The following is a 15,247-nucleotide window of genomic DNA, read 5'->3' on the forward strand; positions in this document are numbered from 1 at the left end:
AAAAATTGAGTTTTGGGTCCTACGATTTTCAAATTCTAAAGCGACATAAGAATAGAATTATGTCGGAAAATCCTTTCCCCAATTGGATGATTTTTCATCCTAGCGTTTCCGGGAATTCTCCCCCCATCGAATGCTATGCAAAGTCAGAAACCCATTATCCAACTTTTAGATTCCACCAAAGAACCATTTAACCTAGCAATCGCATCGGCAAGGACCTGCTATTCTTCAAAAGGGATTTTGCTTCCGGAAGATATGGTAAGTTCCGAAAAATCTTTGGAAATTCGAGATAAGGTGGCAAAATCCACGAAGAAGGCGGGGCATCTCACCACTCGTCAACATCCGCATTTTATTTTTACTCTAGATAAAGTCTCCCGTCAGTTCGTATGGTCTTTCTTACATTCCCATCCGTACTATAACTCCGAACAAGTCAGCCAGAGATACGTCGAAGTAAAACGGGAAAATTATTATATTCCTCCTAATCTCGAAGGGAAACAATTGGAACTGTATACCGAAGCGATCGAATACGCATCCAACGCTTATTTTGAATTTGTCGAACTTTTACACCCCTTTATACAGGACGAATATTTCCTAGTTTACAAAGCCAGGGCCAGCTATCCTGAAAAATGGCAAGCCGCAATAAAGAAAAAATGTTTAGAGGTCGCTAGATATTTATTGCCTCTCGGAACATTTACCTATCTTTATCATTCGGTAAACGGTCTCACGCTTCATCGATATTACCGTTTGATGAATTCGTTTAATGTTCCTGAAGAACAGAAATTCGTCGTGGAAGCGATGATAGAAAAGGTTCGAGATGCGGATCCGCTCTACGTGGAAGAAATGGACGATCCGATTCCGTTGGAAGAAACTTCGGAGTATCGTTTTTTTACCGAGTTCTACAGAGATAGCGCTCAAGAGTACAGGCCTGTCGATGCTAAAAATTTTGTGAGGGAATTCGACGTAGATCTGGATGCACGTTATTCGCGCTTAGCATCGTATGCTTCGAATGGACAGGAGATCCTGGCCTCCTCCGTCCGATCGGCGCTCGGTATTGCGAAAACCGCCCTAAACGACGAAGACGCAATTCGTTTGGTACTCGATCCGAGCAAAAATCGACATCTAACTTCCACTCTGAACGAAACAACAATGAGTTCACTTTCTAGAGCTATGTTTAACGTTCATTATACTTTCAAAAAAAGAATTTCTCATACTGCTGACAGTCAAGACCAAAGACACAGAATGGTTCCGGGTTCTCGCCCTGTATTGATGTCTCAGTATGCAGGAATGCCGGATTACATTCTTCCTAAAGTCGTCTTAAAGTATTCCCAGTTGGAAGAGACTTATCGAACCAAGATGGACGGTATTTTCAAAAATCTAAACCGCTTCTTGGAGGCCGGTGGAAAACCGGAATATGCGACTTACCTGCTTCCGAACGCATTCCCGATCCGTTTTTATGAGAGTGGGGACCTTTTAAATCTTCATCATAAATGGCGAGCCCGAACATGCTATAATGCCCAAGAAGAGATTTTCCAAGCGTCCATTAATGAACTTACCGATATCGGACAAGTTCACCCTCAGATCGCAAAATGGATTAAAGCCCCCTGCTGGATCCGACTTCAAGGGGACGTGAAACCATATTGCCCCGAAGGCGACCATTACTGCGGCACTCAAGTTTGGAAAAAGGAATTAAGCGACTACGATAGAACCCTATGATTCACTGCCCAGCCAGGATATAGATTTTATAGTCCTACTTTTTTATATACACTCTCGATCCGATAGGATACGAACTCTGTTGGAGTTCCTACAAGAATTTCAGAATGAAAAATATTTGCGTCTCCTCGATTTTTCTGAAATAAGGCAATTCCACCGCTTCGCTCCGGCCCCCGCCCAAGAAGGGTGGGGATTTTATCCAACAAATCAGTGCCAGAAATTACTGACAGAGGTCTTCTTCTCGTTTCTTCCATAATTTGAGATACCGAATCCGGTCACATTGCTGCGACTTTTTTGGGAGAAAAAAAGGAAGACTTTCTCAATGCCTCTCCTGTTCCTTGGAAGTTAGGTGCTTCTATGAAATCCGTATCCTCTCTGCGAGCCGAAGAACTCGTAACCTATCGTCGCTTCCTCCATAAACATCCCGAATTAAAATACGATGAAAAGGGTACTTCCGCTTATGTAGCTAAACATCTTACCTCTCTTGGGTATTCTTTCCAAGATGGAATCGCAACCACCGGAATTGCCTGCTTAATAGATTCCGGTAAGCCAGGTAAAACCCTCCTCGTCCGAGCGGACATGGATGCTCTACCGATTTTTGAGGAAAATAAGGTCGATTATGCGTCTGTCCACAAAGGGGTGATGCACGCTTGCGGTCACGACGCTCATACTTCCGTGCTGATGGGACTCGCTTCCGACCTGAAAGAAGATTTGGCCGCTATCGTTCCGAAAGGTAGAGTTCTACTGGTTTTCCAACCTGCGGAAGAAGGTGGACAAGGTGCAGATCGAATGATCGAAGAGGGAATCCTCGAGAAATATGATGTTTCCGCAGCTGTCGCACTTCATGTTTGGAATCACATTCCTGTCGGCAAGATTGGTGTGGTCGACGGCCCGATGATGGCAGCAGTCGATGAATTCTCCGTTACGATTACAGGAATCAGCGGCCACGGGGCAATGCCTCAGCACACGGTAGACCCGATTCTTGTCGGATCCCAGATCGTAACCGCTTTACAGAGTATCGTATCTAGAAATACGGATCCTCTCGATTCCTGCGTCGTAACTGTGGGGGCGTTTCACTCCGGCAATGCATTCAACGTAATCCCGGAAACGGCGGATTTGAAAGGAACGATCCGCACCTTTACGAAAGAAATGTTCGACAAAGCGCCCGATTTGTTCCGACGAACCGTGGAAAATATCGCAGCCTCTTTCGGCGCAACGGTAACTATACAGTATGATCGAACGAATGCTCCCACAATCAATCACCCGTATATTACATCTATCGTAAGACGGGCGGCTGATACCGTCTTAGGTCAGGGTAATATAACGGAAGAAGGCGCCAAAACCATGGGAGGAGAAGATTTCTCCGCATTTTTAATGCGAGTGCCCGGTTGCTATTTCTTCGTAGGCTCCATGAACCCAAGCAAAGGATTCATTCACCCCCATCATAGTTCCAAATTCGATTTCGATGAATCCGCGCTGCCAATCGGACTTTCCGTTTTGAAAGAAGCCGTTCGCATTTATCTAGCGGAAAACTAAGCTCCTCTCGCAATCGATCCGCCTTTCCGTAGTGGAAACGGTATAATTATGCCGGTTCTCGCTTGGGGTTCCAAAGTAGAACCTGAAACGCTTATTGGCGATTTCGAAATCGCATCCGTATCCATTTCAAGTAAAGCGGAAATAAAGCTGCTCAACGACACTTTGTACTGAGTCGCGAAACACACAGCCTCACAATAATCCTTAATTCGTACCTTTATCCGTTTTCTAGAATCGAAGGATCTGATTTTACGAAACTTCCATTTTGGTAATGAACCTTGAAATCTCCTCAATTTATAAGAAGAAAGTAAATACCTTAGATATCCTGCGGGGCCTTCGTATTTCTTGACGCCCTCTCTCCAAATAGATTCCAAATCGATCGGGATACGTAGATCTATCCTAGTAAATCCGCTCGACGAGATTAAAAAATCCATAAAACGTTCTTCCATATTCTATATACATCCTCCATAACTGAAGGCATATGCAAATAACGGGAAAAAAGCTCAATAGAATTTCTATAAAATGTAATATATAATTATTAAAACTATGCGTTAACGCGAAAAAGGAGGATAACGCGTAAAATAAAATGACATAATAATACGGAAATAATTTCTATTTTGACAATTTTAATTTTTAGGCGTAAGCCCGCCTCTTTCAATTCCGGCCTTCTAATAAAAGCGGGATTAAGTTCGTAAGGATTCGATTTCGTCGATTTCTTTCGGAATCATCTCGGTTAGGACGATCGGACTCTTACCGTTTACCAAAACGTCATCTTCGATCCTGACACCGATGCCGCGAAATGCATCGGGAATATTTTCATCCGAAGGATCGAAGTACAATCCCGGTTCTACGGTAACGACCAAACCGTTTCGCATAGGTTTACTCTTTCCATTTTCAAAATACCGGCCTACGTCGTGCACGTCCATGCCGAGATAGTGCCCGGTTCTATGCATGTAGAATCTTCTAAATTCTCCCTTCTCGATCAGACCGGAAACATCCCCTTTCAAAAATCCCATGTCTTTCAATCCGGAAGTAAGCGTCCGAATCGTAGACTCATGAACTGCGTTAAACTCGACTCCTTCCAAAGTGTTTGAAATCGCTTCTTTCTGAGCATACAGCACAAGCTCGTACACTGCCTTCTGTTCCGCTGTGAATTTCTTTCCCGAAGGAAAGACTCGAGTAACGTCCGCAGTGTAATAATCTTTCTCCGCACCGCTATCTACCAGAATGGCCTCGTTCTCGCCGATCCTTGCCCGGTTCGTAGTATAATGTAAGATCGTGGCATTTTTACCGGCAGCAACGATATGGCCGTATCCGCCTCCCCATGCCCCGTGTTTCAGGTATTCGGATTCCAAAATCGCTTCGAGTTCGAATTCGTACATTCCGGGCCTAGTTTCACGCATCAATCTTTCGTGACCGAACGCGGTGATCCTCGAAGATTCCTTTAATTTATCGATTTCTTCGGGGGATTTGATCATTCTCATCTCATGCAGAAAGTTGGGAATCTCCAATCTTTGGGGACCGAATTTTCCTTCCCGCAATCTTTGGTTAAGCGAACTCACTAAATCGAGTAATCGAGAATCCCTTTCCTTCTCCTTTCCAAAAAAATGATATAGAGTATATTGATTGGTTAAGATCTCTCCGATTTTAGAATCCCAATCTCCTAAATCATAACTTTCGTCAAGCTCCAACCTTAAACCGATCTCTTTCTTACCCAGCCGAATTCCTGTCCAGATTTCCCTCTCTTTGTCTTTCGGTAGAGCGAAGTGCACGGAATAATCTCGGCGCAACGCGAGAATGCCGTCCTCTTCCTCGATTCCAGTAAGATAATAATAATCCGAGTCTTGGCGAAATTTATATTCGACGTCCCGATTCCGAATCCTTAGGGAAGCTGCGAATAAAAGCAGGACGTCCCCGGACTTTAAAGTATTTTGAACGGTCCGGATTCGTTTTTTGAAAATACTATGATCCATAATTTACCTTCCTATTAGACGAAGAGCTTCCTGAACAATTCGATTCGGATTCTGTTCGAGCATGCAACGGAAATGACCTTCAGGGCAAACTCTACCTCCGTGAATTCCGCACGGTCGACATGGTAAACCTTGAATTTCCGAAATGAACGTTCTCGTAGCCAAAGGAGTATATCCGAAATCCGGCACTGTTGCACCGAATACGGCCAAAGTAGGCACGTCAAATGCGGAGGCGAAATGAATCGGGGAAGAATCGTTCGTCACGAGTAGCGCCGCACCGCTCATTAAATAAGACATTTCCTGCAAAGTCGTTTGCCCAGCTAGATTGATCGCAAACCCGCTTCCTACTTCTTCGCATAAAGGAATATCTCCTTTTCCTCCGGTAAGAACGATCTGCAAGCCCGTCTTGTCCTTCAGTGATTTCCCCACTTCGCGAAATTTTTCCGCAGGCATACGCTTAGTTTCCCAAACGGAAGATGGTGCGATCAATACGTATTTACCCTTTTCCAAATTTTTCTTTTTTAGAATTTCTTGAATTCCTTTTACGGATTCTTCCTTCCAAAAGAGTTCCGGTCTGCGAGATACGGATTTAAGTTCTTCCTCGGAATAAAGTAAAGATAGGAGTTTATCCACTTCGTGAGGACCTTTAATAGGACGCGATTTTCTTTCCGTTAATAAGAAGGAAAAGCCTGCGGTTTTATAACCGATTCTGCGGGGAGCTCTGGATCTCCAGGCAATAAGAGAGGATCGAAACGAAAAATGAGGGACAATGCATAGAGTAAATTTACGTTTTCTAATTTCCAAAGTGAAATTCCAAAAACCGAACATCGAAGATTTTATGACTTTTTTGTCCAACGGAATGATCTCGTCGATCCAAGGATTCGCTTCCAAAACGGATTCCGTTCCTTTGTTTACGATTACCGTTAACTTCGATCTCGGATACTTCCTCTTTACTTCTCGAAACAAAGGGGTAGTCAGAATCAGATCGCCTAAGAAAGCAGTTTGTATTAAAAGAATATTCTCCGTCATTTCTTCCTTCTATCCTTAAGCACCTTTGCTAAAAAACGGGAAACCGATCTCTTTAACCGACTTTTGCGCAACTTAATTCTCCAACTTTAGGATTGTCGCAAAATTATTTATACCCAATCCGCCTATGGAAAGAGCCAATCCTATCGGATGGTTTCCTTCTTTCATAAAAGAAAATAGTTCGGAGATCTGTGCTAAGCCGGAAACTCCTACCGGATGGCCTCTCGTCTTTAATCCGCCTGAGGGATTGATCGGAAGCTTTCCTCTCTTATCGCTAGTTCCTTTCTCCACAAACTTCAATGCCTTTCCTTTCGGAAACAGACTTGCATCCTCGGCTCCGATCAATTCAAACGGTGTAAACGCATCATGAAGTTCCGCCACCCTTACATCGGAAGGTTTTATGTCGGCATCCTTGTAAGCTTGACCGAACGCCTCCACTGAAGATGGAAAACTTAAGCCCCCCGGAGTTCCGTTTACATGACCGAGACCATGCCCGGTTCCTATAACGGAAATTTTCGATTTGTCCGACGCGATTCGATCCGAATCGGATTCCAATAATATCGCGCAAGACCCATCCGATAATGGAGAAATATCGTATAGGCAAAGTGGGCTGGAAAAAATCGGAGACGCGAAATATTCCTCTTCAGTTAATTTTTTTTTAATATGCGCGATCGGATTTTCCAGGCCGTTATCATGCAGTTTCTTTGAAAGTAAAAAGAGGTCCTTCCTGGAATATCCGTATTCATGCAGATAGCGAGTCGTAGTCATCGCGCCTCCTTGAGCCATGGACATCGCAAACTTTCTTTGCGTTTCGGATAAAACGGATCCAAGTAAAAGATTGTTTTCTTCTCGAGGTAATCGACTCATTACCTCCGTGGCAATGATGATCCCCCTACGAAATCGGCCCGAAAGAATCAAGTATCGACCTAAATGAACGGCCGAAGCTCCGCTGGAAGAGGCTGTTTCCGTCCTGATCGCGTAAAGACTAGGAAGTCCAAGATCTTCTTTTATTTTTGCAGGTAAAAAAATTTCTCCCGTGTACTTCTCCGGGGCCATAGCGGAAAAGATTAGAAATTCCGGTCGAAATTCCGGGTTCCGCTTAAGTAAGTGATTCGCAGTCTCATAGGAAAGCGATTGGTAATCGGAATCCGTCTTACCAAACTTGCTCAACTGAGCATCCAGAAGATAGGCCTGGGGCATATCCTACACAGGATTCGAAGCCGAATCCCACGCAAAGTCAAAAACAAGCGAGTCCCTCAAGTCCTGATTCGGAATAGGGCTTTCCAAAATAGCACCGGATCGTTTATAGTGATAAATTGGAGGAGAAACAACGTGAAAGGAAACCAAGAAGTCCTCGAAATCCTAGCGGAAGTACTCTCCGCCGAACTCACCGCGATCAACCAGTATTTCATTCACGCAAAAATGAATAAGAATTGGGGCTACGACAAGTTAGCTGATTATATGAAAAAGGAATCCATTGAAGAAATGCACCACGCCGATCAGGTCATCGAGCGCATTCTCTTTTTGGACGGCGTCCCGGATCTACAAAGATATTTGAAAATCAATGTAGGCAAAGACATAGAAAACATCCTTAAGAACGACCTAGACGTAGAATATTCAGCCGTAGAGCGTCTGAACCGGGGAATAGAAATTTCCACCCGTAATAAAGACAACGGCACTCGCGAATTGCTCGAGAAGATCCTCGTATCCGAGGAGGAGCATATCGACTGGCTCGAGGCCCAGCTCGAAATCATCAAAACCATCGGGGTTCAGAATTACTTAGCCCAACAACTCTCCTAAACATTGTTTCCAAAAAAATCCGCGAATAAAAAAGGCCCCTCCTCACGTCAGACAGGCAGGGGCACAGGATCTTCAGATCCTTCCAACAGCAAGCCGTTCCGCTCCGGCAGTAAATCTCGTCCAGATAAAGACGGCGAATCCAAACCATTCCGTTCCAGGGAGAGCAAACCCGATACGGAAAGAAAACCGTATCGAGCCAAAGAAAGCGGAAGCTCGGATGGAGAACGTAAACCGTATCGTTCTAGCGGCGGTGGATCCCAGAGCCGAGATAGAAAACCATTTCGCTCTTCGGACGGAAATTCTTCCTCACCTAGGGGAGACAGAAAACCCTCGCGTTCCAGAGATGGGGAAGACCGTAAACCATACCGTTCTTCAGAAGGCGGCGATCGCAAACCATTCCGTTCCCGAGAAGGAAGTGGAAATCGAGAAGACGGAAATCGTAAACCATTCGGATCTCGCGAAGGCGGCGATCGCAAACCATACCGTTCTTCAGAAGGCGGTGATCGTAAACCATTCGGTTCTCGTGAAGGCGGTGATCGCAAACCTTATCGTTCCCGAGAAGGAAGTGGAAATCGAGAAGACGGAAATCGTAAACCATTCGGTTCTCGTGAAGGCGGTGATCGCAAACCATTCGGTTCTCGTGAAGGCGGTGATCGCAAACCTTATCGTTCCCGCGAAGGGAGTGGAAATCGTAAACCATTCGGCTCTCGTGAAGGCGGCGACAGTAAACCATTCGGCTCTCGTGAAGGCGGCGACCGTAAGCCATTCGGTTCTCGTGAAGGCGGCGACCGCAGACCATACCGTTCTTCAGAGGGCGGCGATCGCAAACCATACCGTTCTTCAGAAGGCGGTGATCGCAAACCATTCGGTTCTCGTGAAGGCGGTGATCGCAAACCTTATCGTTCCCGCGAAGGGAGTGGAAATCGAGAAGACGGAAATCGTAAACCATTCGGCTCTCGTGAAGGCGGCGACCGTAAACCATTCGGCTCTCGCGAAGGCGGCGATCGTAAACCATTCGGTTCTCGTGAAGGCGGCGACCGCAAACCATACCGTTCTTCAGAGGGCGGCGACCGTAAACCATTCGGCTCTCGTGAAGGCAGTGATCGTAAACCATTCGTATCTCGCGAAGGCGGAGACCGCAAACCATACCGTTCTTCAGAAGGCGGAGATCGCAAACCATACCGTTCTTCAGAAGGCGGCGACCGTAAACCATTCGGATCTCGTGAAGGCAGCGATCGTCCTCCTCGTCAAGGGGGGCGAAAACCATTCGGGTCTCGTCCTCAAAGTGATTCGGATTCCTATGGAAACGAGCGAAGCTTTCCCTCCGAAGAAAACGAGCGTTACGAAGACGTTCGTTCCGGCTGGAACTCCACCAAATTATCGTTAAGCGAATTTGATAGACCGGAAAGTCTGACGTTTCATGCATCTTGCGGAGACGGACTTTCATTTCTTTTAAAAGAAGAAGTCGAGGAAGCGGGTTTGGAAGTCTTATCGGAAAATCGCGGCGGCGTTTTCTTTAAAGGACCGGCAAAGAAAGTAAGAGATTTTTGCTTAGGTTCCGGAATTGCATCAGGTATCAGCTTTGAACTTTCCTCTTGGGGAGACATCCAAGAACCGGACGATCTTTACGAAGTCGCTGCGATGTATCCGTTCGAGAAATTACTTTCACCGGGAACTCGTTTCAGAATTGACGCCAGCACGAAGGATACCCTACCCGATTCACGTTATGCTACCTATCGATTAAAGGACGCCATCTTTGACCGATTTAGAGCAAAGGGTCTGGACTTACCCGAAGCGGATCGTGACGAACCGGAAGTCCTGTTTTATCTACGTTCCAGAATGGATCAGGCGAAATTGTTTTTAGCACTTCACGCGCAACCTCTTCAACGAAGGGGCCATGAAAGACAAGGGGGGGAAGCTCCGATCAGGGAAACACTGGCGCAAGCTCTTCTCCGTTTTTCAGGTTGGAAAGTTAATGAACCGTTATACGATCCATTTTGCGGATCCGGAACATTATTAATCGAAGCAGCTCTTAGAGTTCGCAACGGCGGCTGGGTGAATTACCGAAGCCTTTCCCGATCCTCCATCTTTTCCCGACTATTCGGCTCCTTTAAACCGAGTGAGCAAACTTCGAAAGAAGCCGGTCCGATTTTATTCGGATCCGACGTATCGGAAGAAGCAATCGAGCTAGCTAAAGAAAACGCGAAGGAAGCCGGAGTTTCCGATTTAATTCGGTGGGATGTATTCCCCGCTCAATCCCCTCCCGAAGATTTCCCGTTCAAAAACGGAAAGATCGTAACGAATCCTCCTTACGGCGTAAGAATCGGCGACAAAGAAACCGTTGCGGAGCTATACGCGGAATGGGGAACGACACTCAAGGAAAGATTTAAGGAAACCGATGTAGCCCTCGTCGCGGGGGATCCTTCCCTACTAGGCAATCTGAAGTTAAAAGCTTCGAGAGAACAATCGGTTACGATTGCTAAGTTAAAGGGAAAATTGGTTGCCTATCGCATCGACTAAGGAGAATCCGAGGAGAGATGAACCACCAGGAAATCCTCCTTAAACTTCTGGAAGTTACCGAGAACTCCAAGGATAGCTTCCAGTTCCTGAAACTTTTCCGCTCCTTGGAGCCGGAGAAGTTTGCCGTAATTCATGCCGATTCCGAAGCATTGACGGAATCGGCGGAAGCGCTTTTATACAATTTAAAGCTTCTTCAAAAGTTGGAACTCTTCCCTGTCGTTGTTTTGGAAAAGGACGGAGTTTCATATGCGAATCTCTTTTATCGTGCCCCTAACCTTCCAAAAACAACGTTAGACGAATTTAAAGACGGAACTTTCGAAACTAGTTTGCCCGGCTCTCATAATCTTCCGGCTAAATGGTTTCGTAATCCGAGCAATGCTCTCGAATCCGTTCACTCTTCTCTAAAGGAAAGAAAAATTCCGGTTTTCGTAACGGATCTCGGCGGTTCGGACGTATTTCCATACCTATCAAATCTCTGCAAAGAGCTAAAAACAAAAAAGCTGATTCTATTAAAAACCCATGGCGGGCTGTATGCGCCGGACGGGAAAAAAATCTCCATCTTGGATTTTGATTCGAGGGACGAGATCGCGGAAGAACATCGACATCTTTTGTCGGAAGCCAATCAGGTTTTTTCGGCAGTAAGCGACGCCAACTTTCATATTGCTGTCACGTCGGCGCCGAGTCTTTTGAAAGAACTTTTCACCATTAAAGGAAGTGGAACTTTAATCCGGAAAAAAAATCGGATCGAATTCCACGAAACACTCTCCACTCTGGATCCGGAAAGGCTGAACGGTCTCGTGGAGGAAGCCTTTGGCAAAAGGTTAAAGGAAGGCTTTTGGAATAAGAATTTTGCGGGAATTCTTTTGGAATCCGCATACAAAGGTTGTGCAATCCTACAGAATACTCCCTGGGGAACATTCCTATCCAAATTCGCGGTAAACGAAATCGCAAGAGGCGAAGGAGTCGGTAGGGATATCTGGGACGCGATGCTTTCCAAGTATCCCAAAATTTTCTGGAGAGCTAGATTGGAAAATACGATCTCAAAGTGGTATACAAAGGAATGCAGCGGGATGCAAAAAGAAGGAGTTTGGATTTATTTTTGGATCGGCCTGGAAGATAAAGCCATTCCTGAAGTCTGTTCCTTCTTACGCAATCTGCCGGTCGACCTGGAACCAAAGGAGAAATCGGAGTCATTTCCTTAATTAAAATTGCATGAACGAAAAAATTTTCCTTTATGACGGCGAATGCGAGTTTTGTGCCGATTTAGCCGGGTCCCTGAAAGACAAATGTTTGGATAGTAGCGTTCATTTTCAATCGTTCCGAACATTAAAGAAAGATGAATTACAAAAAATTCATCCGTCATTGACAATCGATGTGGCGGCCGGAAATGTGCAGTTCGTAGAAGGAAACACTCGGTATCCCGGATTTTTTGCGGTTCGAAGACTTTCCCATTCCTTGTCTGGGTGGCGCTGGGCTGCACCGCTTCTATACTTCCCCTTTGTGCCGATCCTCGGAATTCTATTCATGAATCTGCTAAAGGCATTTAGAAAAAAAGGAAATAATTCCTAATTTGCATATCTTTCCGGCCGGCAAAGTAAGATTGAAACGATTATTTTTTCGAGATCGGCTCTGCGATTCGCTGTAGGCCGTCGTAAAAGACCAGGCGTGCATTCAAAGCAAGAATTGCCCCTTCTCTGACTCTCTCACGCTTCGGCTCGTCGTCAGCGACTTCTTGGATTAAACGAAACAATTTTTCAGAATGTGATTCGTCGGCATCCAGATTCACTTGAAAGAATTTTCCATCGGGAAGTAAAATCCGCGATTTTAATTCCTTATAAGAAAGAAACATCCTTCCGTATTCCAATTTGAGCAAGTATTCGTTTGCCGGCCCTAAGGCCCCCAAAGCTGCAAGAAAATCAGTCGTCGTAATTCTTTGCATCAAACCCAAATACTGCGCGGTTTCCGGCAGTAAATCCTCGGCGGTGACAGATTCCTCCATTTCAGCCAGAAATCTTTTAAGGAGGGAAACATGCGCCTCATCTTCCTTGCCTTCCCCCAATTCTTCCCAGATATTCTCCACTAACACGATTTTAGAAGACACAGAATCGGATATAGCAGCCGCATTCAAAAACCAATTAACGAATGCGACCGAAACGAAGTATTCCTGCTTTAACCAAAGGAGTAAGTCGGATCTTTCCATTCGCTTTTCTCTCTGTTCCAGCCAGGGATTGGAAGTCAAAACCTTATGATCCGCTACCAAAGAGATCAATTCATCCCGAAACGTTCCCATCATCGACGATCAAATACTCCTTTAAAGGATTTCATTTTTGCATACGCGAATCTTTCCCCTTGAAATTCGCTTCTTGCCATTCTTAATAGATCGCTTAATAAAGATGAATAATTTCCAAATTCATGCGCATAGCAAATAGGAAAACTGCTATAAAAAGGCGACAAACCAGGAGTCGTATTCCATTCCAAAAATTGAGGACACCCATCATCGGTGGATTTCCAATCCAAACGCACGGCGCCGATCGTTTGGATTTTCTTGCAGAGTAAAAGAGAAAAAGATCGAACCAAAGCCGATCGTTCGACATCCAGATCAAAGATCAATCTTTCGGGCATCGAAGATTTCGTTTTGGTCCGTTGACCGTATACCGTTTCATCCGAATTTTCCAAGCAGATACGAGCGACCTGACTAACTCGATATCCTTCCGTCGGAGATCCGATCACCGCGACGGTCCATTCTTCTCCGGGTAGATAGGATTCCCAAATCCAAGAAGGATGTGAGCTTCCTTTCTCGCTAAAAAACGAATTTAAAGACGCTCGACTCGAAACGATATTCGATCGGGTGATTCCTAAGCTTGAGCCTTCGTACCTTGGCTTTATGAAAACCGGAAATTCCGAATCGTTCGGGAAGTCGCAGGAGGCATCATCGCCCCCCGTGAAATTAGCGCCATCTATACATCCCCAATTCGCGGTTGGAATTCCTAGAGAACGAGAGAATAATTTGGATGCATGTTTGTCTAAACTTAACGTATGAGCATAAGCGTCGGAACCGGTATGTGGAAAACCGAAGTATTCGGCAAGCGCCGGAAGCCAAGCCTCGCGGTTTCGGGATAAAAATCCTTCCACTAAATGAAAAAGAACCGGTCTTTCGGAGAAAGGCAGAGTCGAAAAAAAAGATAAGCGTTCCAGTAAATCCGACGGAGATCTGACTAACTCCACGAGTTCACCCGATTCTTGTAGACAGGATTTTATATAGTCGACCGATTCTAGACTCTCCCACTCTTGCTTTAAATTTTGCGGGACATCGGCTTCGTCAACGTCGGGAACGAGCAAAACGGAAGAATTTTCATTTTTCATATGATGACTTTCCCCGCCCGCCGAGAGGAACGCCCTTATCCGTTGAATATGCAGAATTTCGAATGGAGTCCCAAACTTTCTGATCCAATTCCGGGTAGTACGATTCGTAATCGCTATCATACGGTTCCGGGCTCAAATGATAGGTTCCATGAATCGCGGAACGAAACACATGAGTTTTCGATTCCTTATGGAAACCCAAATACCAATTCGGACCCAAAGTAATTTTCCCGCCGCCTCCGGGTAAATCGTTCACGAACTGGGGAATTCCCATGCCGCCGATTTTTCCCCTCATATATTCCAATATCTGAATTCCCTTATAGAGGGGAGTTCTAAATCCTCTGGATCCTGGAATCAATTCCGGATCGTACATGTAATAGGCCCGAATTCGCAATTCTAAGAGTTTTTTGTGCAGCCTCAACATCGACTCACCATCGTCGTTAATTCCCTTTAAGATCACGCACTGGTTTCCGATATTGACTCCTGCCTTTAATAACCGAAGCACCGCTTCTTTAGCTTCGGAAGTGCATTCCTTTTCATGATTGAACTGAGTATTACAAAAAATAGATAAATTGTCCGTATTATGAGATTCAATCATTTTACAAAGTTCTGAAGTAATTCGCATCGGTAGCGTGACAGGGTTCCTGGTTCCGATGCGACATACCTTTACATGAGAGATTTTTTCCAAATTTTCAAGGATCGTATCGATCTTTGCGTCGGACAGATTCAACGGATCACCGCCTGAAATAACGACGTCCGAGATTTCAGGATTTGCTTTTATATAGGCAAAGCAAGCTTCGAGATCGATAATTTCCATCCGTTCAAAACTATCGGAGACTTTACGTCCTCGCATACAATGTCTGCAATAAACTGAACATTCATGGTTGGAAAATAATAAAACCCGGTCCGGATACATATGGGTAAGACCTTTTACCGGAGAAAGACTCTCCTCATGAAGTGGGTCCAAAGCTTCTTCCGGCGCAAAAAAAGCCTCCTCTCTCTGAGGGACGATCATTTTACGTATCGGGCATTGAGGATCGAAAGGATCGGATAGAGAGAGATAGTAAGGACTCGCGCCCACGTTCAAACGAATCGTTTCTTGAATACCATGTCGTTCGGACTCGGTTAATTCAAAATAAAGATTCAAATCCCCGGCTTGAATTCGGTTGCGTAACTGAGCTTTATAATCGGACCACTCGAAAGAAGAGAACAATCTCTTACGAGCTTTCGACGGCAAGGCCGCGTCTTCTTCTACTGGATTTTCAATGAACTTTCTCATAGCGGCTTTCTCCATTTCCTCCTTGAAGGACGGAAAATCAAGCGAAGGAAAA

15 protein-coding genes are annotated in these 15,247 nt (G+C 45.2%); 7 read left to right on the plus strand and 8 right to left on the minus strand.

Annotation, left to right across the window (positions count from 1 at the left end):
• Positions 1 to 135 precede the first annotated feature (135 nt).
• Positions 136 to 1,710: an FAD-dependent thymidylate synthase gene (locus LEP1GSC050_RS05580; RefSeq protein ID WP_010570262.1), complete on the plus strand. Its 1,575-nt coding sequence runs from the start codon at positions 136 to 138 to the stop codon at positions 1,708 to 1,710.
• A 26-nt stretch (positions 1,711 to 1,736) separates the two neighbouring features.
• Here the strand turns inward: LEP1GSC050_RS05580 and LEP1GSC050_RS05585 are convergent, their stop codons facing one another.
• Positions 1,737 to 1,961, minus strand: a complete 225-nt coding sequence (locus tag LEP1GSC050_RS05585; protein ID WP_010570263.1) for a hypothetical protein — start codon at positions 1,959 to 1,961, stop codon at positions 1,737 to 1,739.
• Positions 1,962 to 2,064: 103 nt separating this feature from the next.
• Between LEP1GSC050_RS05585 and LEP1GSC050_RS05590 the strand changes: the two genes are divergently transcribed.
• Positions 2,065 to 3,243, plus strand: coding sequence for a M20 metallopeptidase family protein (locus tag LEP1GSC050_RS05590; RefSeq protein ID WP_040911433.1), 1,179 nt, complete (start codon positions 2,065 to 2,067; stop codon positions 3,241 to 3,243).
• On the opposite strand, the gene LEP1GSC050_RS05595 is transcribed toward LEP1GSC050_RS05590, so the two are convergent.
• The 4 genes from LEP1GSC050_RS05595 to LEP1GSC050_RS05610 form a co-directional block, all read right to left on the minus strand.
• On the minus strand, positions 3,240 to 3,689 hold the full coding sequence (locus LEP1GSC050_RS05595) for a hypothetical protein (RefSeq protein ID WP_010570265.1): 450 nt from the start codon (positions 3,687 to 3,689) through the stop codon (positions 3,240 to 3,242). The genes LEP1GSC050_RS05590 and LEP1GSC050_RS05595 overlap by 4 nt on opposite strands.
• Positions 3,690 to 3,923: 234 nt before the next feature.
• Positions 3,924 to 5,213, minus strand: coding sequence for an aminopeptidase P N-terminal domain-containing protein (locus LEP1GSC050_RS05600; protein ID WP_010570266.1), 1,290 nt, complete (start codon positions 5,211 to 5,213; stop codon positions 3,924 to 3,926).
• Between the two features lie 3 nt (positions 5,214 to 5,216).
• Positions 5,217 to 6,239, minus strand: coding sequence for a lipopolysaccharide heptosyltransferase II (waaF, locus tag LEP1GSC050_RS05605; protein WP_010570267.1), 1,023 nt, complete (start codon positions 6,237 to 6,239; stop codon positions 5,217 to 5,219).
• A gap of 72 nt (positions 6,240 to 6,311) precedes the next feature.
• The gene (locus tag LEP1GSC050_RS05610; protein ID WP_020987220.1) at positions 6,312 to 7,436 is read right to left on the minus strand and encodes a thiolase family protein; all 1,125 of its coding nucleotides are present in this window, start codon (positions 7,434 to 7,436) and stop codon (positions 6,312 to 6,314) included.
• A 132-nt stretch (positions 7,437 to 7,568) separates the two neighbouring features.
• Here LEP1GSC050_RS05610 and bfr point away from each other — a divergent pair, with 132 nt between their 5' ends.
• From bfr to LEP1GSC050_RS05635, 5 genes are all read left to right on the plus strand, one after another.
• Entirely contained in the window at positions 7,569 to 8,036 is a 468-nt protein-coding gene (bfr, locus tag LEP1GSC050_RS05615; protein ID WP_010570268.1) for a bacterioferritin, read from the plus strand.
• A gap of 217 nt (positions 8,037 to 8,253) precedes the next feature.
• The gene (locus LEP1GSC050_RS05620; protein ID WP_020987489.1) at positions 8,254 to 9,423 is read left to right on the plus strand and encodes a hypothetical protein; all 1,170 of its coding nucleotides are present in this window, start codon (positions 8,254 to 8,256) and stop codon (positions 9,421 to 9,423) included.
• Positions 9,424 to 9,446: 23 nt separating this feature from the next.
• Positions 9,447 to 10,556, plus strand: coding sequence for a THUMP domain-containing class I SAM-dependent RNA methyltransferase (locus tag LEP1GSC050_RS05625; protein WP_040911436.1), 1,110 nt, complete (start codon positions 9,447 to 9,449; stop codon positions 10,554 to 10,556).
• Positions 10,557 to 10,573: 17 nt separating this feature from the next.
• Positions 10,574 to 11,758 (plus strand): hypothetical protein, encoded by a 1,185-nt coding sequence (locus tag LEP1GSC050_RS05630; protein ID WP_010570271.1) that lies wholly within the window; start codon positions 10,574 to 10,576, stop codon positions 11,756 to 11,758.
• 10 nt (positions 11,759 to 11,768) lie between these two features.
• Positions 11,769 to 12,125, plus strand: a complete 357-nt coding sequence (locus tag LEP1GSC050_RS05635) for a DCC1-like thiol-disulfide oxidoreductase family protein (RefSeq protein WP_010570272.1) — start codon at positions 11,769 to 11,771, stop codon at positions 12,123 to 12,125.
• A gap of 40 nt (positions 12,126 to 12,165) precedes the next feature.
• Here LEP1GSC050_RS05635 and LEP1GSC050_RS05640 read toward each other — a convergent pair whose 3' ends face one another.
• Genes LEP1GSC050_RS05640 through LEP1GSC050_RS05650 form a run of 3 tightly spaced genes read right to left on the minus strand, consistent with a single transcriptional unit; the run spans position 12,166 to position 15,195 of the window.
• The gene (locus LEP1GSC050_RS05640; protein ID WP_010570273.1) at positions 12,166 to 12,846 is read right to left on the minus strand and encodes an iron-containing redox enzyme family protein; all 681 of its coding nucleotides are present in this window, start codon (positions 12,844 to 12,846) and stop codon (positions 12,166 to 12,168) included.
• Positions 12,846 to 13,919, minus strand: coding sequence for a D-alanine--D-alanine ligase family protein (locus LEP1GSC050_RS05645; RefSeq protein WP_010570274.1), 1,074 nt, complete (start codon positions 13,917 to 13,919; stop codon positions 12,846 to 12,848). The genes LEP1GSC050_RS05640 and LEP1GSC050_RS05645 overlap by 1 nt, the downstream gene beginning before the upstream one ends.
• Positions 13,909 to 15,195: a KamA family radical SAM protein gene (locus LEP1GSC050_RS05650; RefSeq protein WP_010570275.1), complete on the minus strand. Its 1,287-nt coding sequence runs from the start codon at positions 15,193 to 15,195 to the stop codon at positions 13,909 to 13,911. The genes LEP1GSC050_RS05645 and LEP1GSC050_RS05650 overlap by 11 nt, the downstream gene beginning before the upstream one ends.
• Positions 15,196 to 15,247 lie beyond the last annotated feature (52 nt).

It is taken from the genome of Leptospira broomii serovar Hurstbridge str. 5399 (assembly GCF_000243715.2).
GTDB lineage: Bacteria > Spirochaetota > Leptospiria > Leptospirales > Leptospiraceae > Leptospira_B > Leptospira_B broomii.

What these genes read in the sequence shown, in the direction of transcription:
- LEP1GSC050_RS05580 (WP_010570262.1), top strand. Translation starts at nt 136, where the DNA reads ATGCAAAGTCAGAAACCCATTATCCAACTTTTAGATTCCACCAAAGAA.
- LEP1GSC050_RS05585 (WP_010570263.1), bottom strand. Translation starts at nt 1,961, where the DNA reads ATGGAAGAAACGAGAAGAAGACCTCTGTCAGTAATTTCTGGCACTGAT.
- LEP1GSC050_RS05590 (WP_040911433.1), top strand. Translation starts at nt 2,065, where the DNA reads ATGAAATCCGTATCCTCTCTGCGAGCCGAAGAACTCGTAACCTATCGT.
- LEP1GSC050_RS05595 (WP_010570265.1), bottom strand. Translation starts at nt 3,689, where the DNA reads ATGGAAGAACGTTTTATGGATTTTTTAATCTCGTCGAGCGGATTTACT.
- LEP1GSC050_RS05600 (WP_010570266.1), bottom strand. Translation starts at nt 5,213, where the DNA reads ATGGATCATAGTATTTTCAAAAAACGAATCCGGACCGTTCAAAATACT.
- waaF (WP_010570267.1), bottom strand. Translation starts at nt 6,239, where the DNA reads ATGACGGAGAATATTCTTTTAATACAAACTGCTTTCTTAGGCGATCTG.
- LEP1GSC050_RS05610 (WP_020987220.1), bottom strand. Translation starts at nt 7,436, where the DNA reads ATGCCCCAGGCCTATCTTCTGGATGCTCAGTTGAGCAAGTTTGGTAAG.
- LEP1GSC050_RS05620 (WP_020987489.1), top strand. Translation starts at nt 8,254, where the DNA reads ATGGAGAACGTAAACCGTATCGTTCTAGCGGCGGTGGATCCCAGAGCC.
- LEP1GSC050_RS05630 (WP_010570271.1), top strand. Translation starts at nt 10,574, where the DNA reads ATGAACCACCAGGAAATCCTCCTTAAACTTCTGGAAGTTACCGAGAAC.
- LEP1GSC050_RS05635 (WP_010570272.1), top strand. Translation starts at nt 11,769, where the DNA reads ATGAACGAAAAAATTTTCCTTTATGACGGCGAATGCGAGTTTTGTGCC.
- LEP1GSC050_RS05640 (WP_010570273.1), bottom strand. Translation starts at nt 12,846, where the DNA reads ATGGGAACGTTTCGGGATGAATTGATCTCTTTGGTAGCGGATCATAAG.
- LEP1GSC050_RS05645 (WP_010570274.1), bottom strand. Translation starts at nt 13,919, where the DNA reads ATGAAAAATGAAAATTCTTCCGTTTTGCTCGTTCCCGACGTTGACGAA.
- LEP1GSC050_RS05650 (WP_010570275.1), bottom strand. Translation starts at nt 15,195, where the DNA reads ATGAGAAAGTTCATTGAAAATCCAGTAGAAGAAGACGCGGCCTTGCCG.